Consider the following 5,192-nt stretch of genomic DNA (forward strand, 5'->3'; position numbering starts at 1 on the left):
AAGCGGCTCATACAGTCAGGTTCCAGGAGCGATGCGCAATTCTACCGGCGAGGGGAAAAGTCCGACAGGCTGCTAGGTCGATGCCGTCACCGCGGAGGTAGCGGGTCATGAAAGTCAGGCCGGGAATACCGACGCTGGCGAAGTTAAAACGTAGCGGGCCTGCCAAGAGGTTTCGTCCTTGCTGGCGAAGTCACCGATCTGCACGAAGTTGACCAAATAGGCATCGGCGCCATTGATATAGGCGAAGCCGGTATCGCCGCTCATGCGCTGGTAGCCGAGACCGAAGGCATGGCCGCCGACGCCGTAGGTGAAGAGCGCGCCGAGGGAACGGTTGTCGACGTTGCTACCACCGTCATCGCTGGAGTGGGCGAAGCGGATATCGCTCTTCAGGGACTGACCATCCCCCAGAGCCAGAACGTGGTTGAGCGTCAGGTAGTGCTGGCGGTAAAGATTGTCCAGCGCGCCATAGCTGTAGCCGGTGCTGAGACTGTCATTCCAGGCGTAGGTGAGGCTGGCAAAGTCGAAGGCATCGCTGCTGGCGTGGCGCGTACGGATGTTCTTCACCCCGACCGCCGTGGTGATGGTCATGTCTTCATAGTCGCTGGAGTCACGCTGGTTGACCTGGCTGAGGCGACCGGCATCCAGATTGAGTCCTTCGATCTCTCGCATGCTCAACTGACCTCCGCGGAATGTCTGTGGCAGCAGGCGCGAGTCGTTTGGCATCAGCACGGGCAGTTTGGGCAGCAGAGTACCGATCCTTAGCACACTATTGGAGGCACGCAGCTTGGCGGTCACGCCCAGATCAGCGTATTCGTCCTGGGCACGCTTTGGATCCTCGCGATCACGTTGCAGCAGGCCGGTGCCCGATCGCTTCGGACTGGAATCGAGCTTGACCCCGAGCAGACCGATGGCATCGACGCCAACACCGATGGCGTCTTCGGTGAAACCGGATTCGTAGCGCAGCAGAAAACCCTGTGCCCATTCCTCGGCCTTGGACTGCGGGGCGGCATCCTGGCGGAAATCGCGGTTGAGGTAGAAATTGCGCAGCTCCAGGTTGGCCTTGCCGTCCTCAAGGAAAGCCGCCTGGGCCGGTACGGAGAGGCCGGCGATGCTGGCAGCGAGCAGGAAACATGGGAAGTGGCGTGGTGCGGAGTGAGACATGGTGGAGTCCTTTTGTTGTTATTGGAGGTACGACGATCCCTGCACGGACCGCCGGAGCAGCCCATGAGGGGAGAGCGTTGGTGAGTGGGGGCTAATCGCGCTGTACGGCCAGCGCCACCCCCTGACCGCCGCCGATGCACAGCGTGGCGAGACCCTTGCGGGCATCGCGGCGCTGCATTTCATGCAGCAGAGTGACCAGAATGCGGCAGCCGGAAGCACCAATCGGATGACCCAGAGCGATGGCGCCGCCATTGACATTGACCTTGGCGCTGTCCCAGTGCAGCTCCCGACCGACGGCCAGGGCCTGGGCGGCGAAGGCTTCGTTGGCTTCGACGAGGTCCACGTCTTCCAGTTGCCAGCCCGCCTTTTCGAGCACCTTGCAGGTGGCGAAGAGCGGGCCAATGCCCATGATCGCCGGATCGACGCCGGCACTGGCCGCCGCGACGATGCGGGCCATGACCGGCATTTGCAGGGCGGCGGCCTTTTCCGCGCTCATCAGCAGGACGGCGGCGGCGCCGTCATTCAGCGTCGAGGCATTACCCGCCGTTACCGTGCCATCCGGCTTGAAGACCGCTCGCAGTTTGCCCAGCGAGGCCTGGGTGGTGCCGGCACGGGGCTGCTCGTCGCGGTCGAAGACGCCAGGTTCGCCCCTGACCTGGGGCACCTGCACGGGAACGATTTCGGCGTCGAAACGACCGCTGTCGATGGCGGCACAGGCACGCTGCTGCGAGGTGGCGGCGAAGGCGTCCTGCTCGTCGCGCCCGATGCCGTACTGCTCGGCCAGGTTCTCGGCGGTGATGCCCATGTGGTAGTCGTTGAAGGCGTCCCACAGGCCATCCTGGATCATCGTGTCGATGATCGCCTGGTGACCCATGCGCAGCCCGGTACGCGCCTGCGGGATGACATAGGGCGCCAGGCTCATGTTTTCCTGGCCGCCGGCGATGATCACCTCGGCATCGCCGCAGGCAATGGCCTGATAGCCGAGCTGCACAGCCTTGAGGCCCGAACCGCATACCTTGTTAAGGGTCATCGCGGGTACGGTATGAGGCAGTCCGGCCTTGAGTGCGGTCTGCCGGGCCGTGTTCTGCCCGGCACCTGCGGTGAGCACGTGACCGAGGATCACCTCGTCGACCTGGGTACGATCGAGAGCGGTTTGCGCGAGCAGGTGGCGGATGACCGTAGCACCGAGTTCCACCGCGGGAACCCGACTCAGGCTACCCTGGAACGCGCCAATGGCCGTGCGGGTGGCGGCGACAATCACAACATCACGCATAGAAACTCCCGTGTTTCGATCCACCCCGGCGGGTCTGGATCGCGAATAAAAAACGCAGTCCCCAGAGACGAGGCCACGCAACGCCCAATCGTCAGAACTGCTCGGCGCCCAGGCCGAACAATGGCTCGCTGCCGGCACGGATAGCGGCTTCCAGGCTCAGGATGCGTGGCAGCAGACGGCGGAAGTAGAAGCCCGCCGTGGCCAGTTTCGCGTCGTAGAACGCCGCGTCCTCGCTACGCATGTTCGCGGCGACCTGGGCCATGCGTGACCACAGCCAGGCGTAGGCGACGTACCCGAACAGGTGCAGAAACTCCACCGAGGCCGCACCGACTTCGTTGGGATTTCCCTTGGCCTGCAGCAGCAGCCAGTCGGTGGTGTTCTCCAGGCGCTGCACCGCGTCCAGCAAGGCATCGCGATGCGGTGCGTCCGCCGTGGCGAAGGCGCGGACCTCAGCAGTGAACTGGCGCAGGGCGGCGCCACCGTTGGCCACCACCTTGCGTCCGAGCAGGTCGAGCGCCTGGATGCCGTTGGTGCCCTCGTAGATCTGTGCGATGCGCACGTCGCGTACCAGCTGTTCCTGACCCCATTCGCGGATGTAGCCGTGGCCGCCGAGCACCTGCTGGCCGTACACCGTGCTTTCCAGCCCGCTGTCGGTGAAGAACGCCTTGGCCACCGGGGTGAGCAGCGCCACCAGGTTTTCGGCTGCCTGCTTCTCGGCGACGTCCTCGCTGAACTTGCTCAGGTCGAGCTGCTGGCCGACGTAGCTGGCGAAGGCGCGACCGCCCTCGGTCATGGCCTTGATGGTCAGCAGCATGCGACGCACGTCCGGATGCACGATGATCGGATCGGCGACCTTGTCCCTGACTTGCGGGCCGCTGGGCGCACGACTCTGGATGCGCTCGCGGGCGTAAGCCACGGCGCTCTGGTAGGACGCCTCGGCACAGCCGATGCCCTGGATGCCGATGGACAGGCGCTCGTAATTCATCATGGTGAACATGGCCGCCAGGCCCTTGTTCTCCTCGCCGATCAGATAGCCTTCGGCACCGTCGAAGTTCATCACGCAGGTGGCCGAGGCCTTGATACCCATCTTGTGCTCGATGGAACCGCAGCTCACGGCGTTGCCCGCGCCCAGCGAGCCGTCGGCGTTGACCTTGATCTTAGGCACGAGGAACAGCGAGATGCCCTTGGGCCCCGTCGGTGCATCCGGCAGCTTGGCCAGCACCAGGTGGATGATGTTCTCGGTCAGATCCTGCTCGCCGCCGGTGATGAAGATCTTGCTGCCGCTGATGCGGTAGTGATCCCCCTCGGGCACGGCGCGGCTGCGCAGCGCGGCCAGATCGGATCCGGCCTGCGGCTCGGTGAGATTCATGGTGCCGGTCCAGCGGCCGGCGACCATGGGCTCCAGAAAGCGCTGCTTGAGCGCCTCGCTGCCGTGGTGGGCAATCGCCTCCACGGCACCGAGCGTGAGCATCTGGCACAGGCTGAAGGCCAGGTTGGACGATTTCCACATCTCCAGCACGGCGGTGGACACCAGCGTGGGCAGTCCTTGACCGCCCCACTCTGTGGAGGCCGGCATTCCAATCCAGCCGTTCTCGCAGAAGCTGGACCAGGCCTCGCGAAAGCCATCGGCGGGCGTGACCTCGCCATCGTGCCAGCGCGCGCCCTGCACATCGCCCGTACGGTTGAGTGAATCCAGCACGCCGGCGGCATAGTGGGCTGCCTCCTGCAGGATGGCCTCGACCAGGTCGGGTGTGGTCTCTTCATGGCCGGGCTGGGCGCAGATCGCTTCCAGGCCTCCGACTTCCTTCATCGTGAACAGCATGTCGCGCAAGGGCGCGGTATAGACAGACATGGCGGACTCCTTTGATGGTAGCGATCAAGCGTTTTGCGGTGTCGGCTGCAACGGGCGCAGTTCTGGCACGGCCTCTTGCGGAGTCGCCGACGTCGGGCCGCCGTACTTGATAAACGCCAGGGCGATTGCGCCGAGGACTCCGAAACCGCCGATCACCAGGAAGTTCTGTTCCAGCGGTAGTTCCAGTGCGACGATCTGGCCGATCAGCAGAGGCGCCGCAATAGCACCCAGGCGCCCTACGCCGGAGGCCATGCCGATACCGGTCGAGCGGATGGACATCGGGTAGAACTGCCCGCAGAAGGCATAGGCCACCAGTTGCGCACCAGTGGTGCAGGCGCCGACCGCGCCAATGATCAGATAGCGCACCTCGGTCAAGGTCTGGAACGTCATCAGGTACAGCAGCACGCCGCCCAGCGCATACATCGCCACCAGCACCCACTTGATGTTGAACTTGTCGGCGAGCCACCCGCCGCACACGGCACCGATGATCGCGCCAACATTCAGCGCGATCACGAAGCTGAGGGCAGACCCCAGGCTGTAGCCAGCCATCGCCATCAGCTTGGTCAGCCAGCTACTGAGCGCATAGACCATGAACAGACCCGAGAAGAAGGCGACCCAGAACAGCGCCGTGCTCAGGCCCCGCCCGTCCTGGAAAAGGCGGGTAACCGGTGCACCTGCCATGCGGTCAGCTGCCGGCACGAAGAACTGGGCGTCCGCCGGGTGCTTGCCGCCCGGCTGGAGATGGCGTGCCACTTCGGCTAGCTCACCATTGCGACGCTGAGCGATCAGGTAGGTCATGGACTCCGGCACCAACTTCAGGATGAACGGAACTAGCAGCCTGTCGGACTTGAATTCATAAATGGACAGAGCGCGACAAAGACAAAGCGAATTGCCCACTATTTGAGC

Annotated in this window: 3 protein-coding genes and 1 pseudogene; all 4 read right to left on the bottom strand. The window is 64.1% G+C overall.

Annotation, left to right across the window (positions count from 1 at the left end):
• Window positions 1–73 precede the first annotated feature (73 nt).
• Window positions 74–1,161, bottom strand: a pseudogene (locus ACSSNI_RS22630) (OprD family porin); the annotation flags it as partial.
• A 91-nt stretch (window positions 1,162–1,252) separates the two neighbouring features.
• The gene (locus ACSSNI_RS22635) at window positions 1,253–2,434 is read right to left on the bottom strand and encodes an acetyl-CoA C-acetyltransferase (protein WP_124086910.1); all 1,182 of its coding nucleotides are present in this window, start codon (window positions 2,432–2,434) and stop codon (window positions 1,253–1,255) included.
• 91 nt (window positions 2,435–2,525) lie between these two features.
• Window positions 2,526–4,286, bottom strand: coding sequence for an acyl-CoA dehydrogenase C-terminal domain-containing protein (locus tag ACSSNI_RS22640; protein ID WP_448260330.1), 1,761 nt, complete (start codon window positions 4,284–4,286; stop codon window positions 2,526–2,528).
• Between the two features lie 24 nt (window positions 4,287–4,310).
• The coding region (locus ACSSNI_RS22645) for an MFS transporter (protein ID WP_448260332.1) at window positions 4,311–5,192 on the bottom strand (882 nt) is incomplete at its 5' end.

It is taken from the genome of Stutzerimonas tianxiuensis (assembly GCF_053470365.1).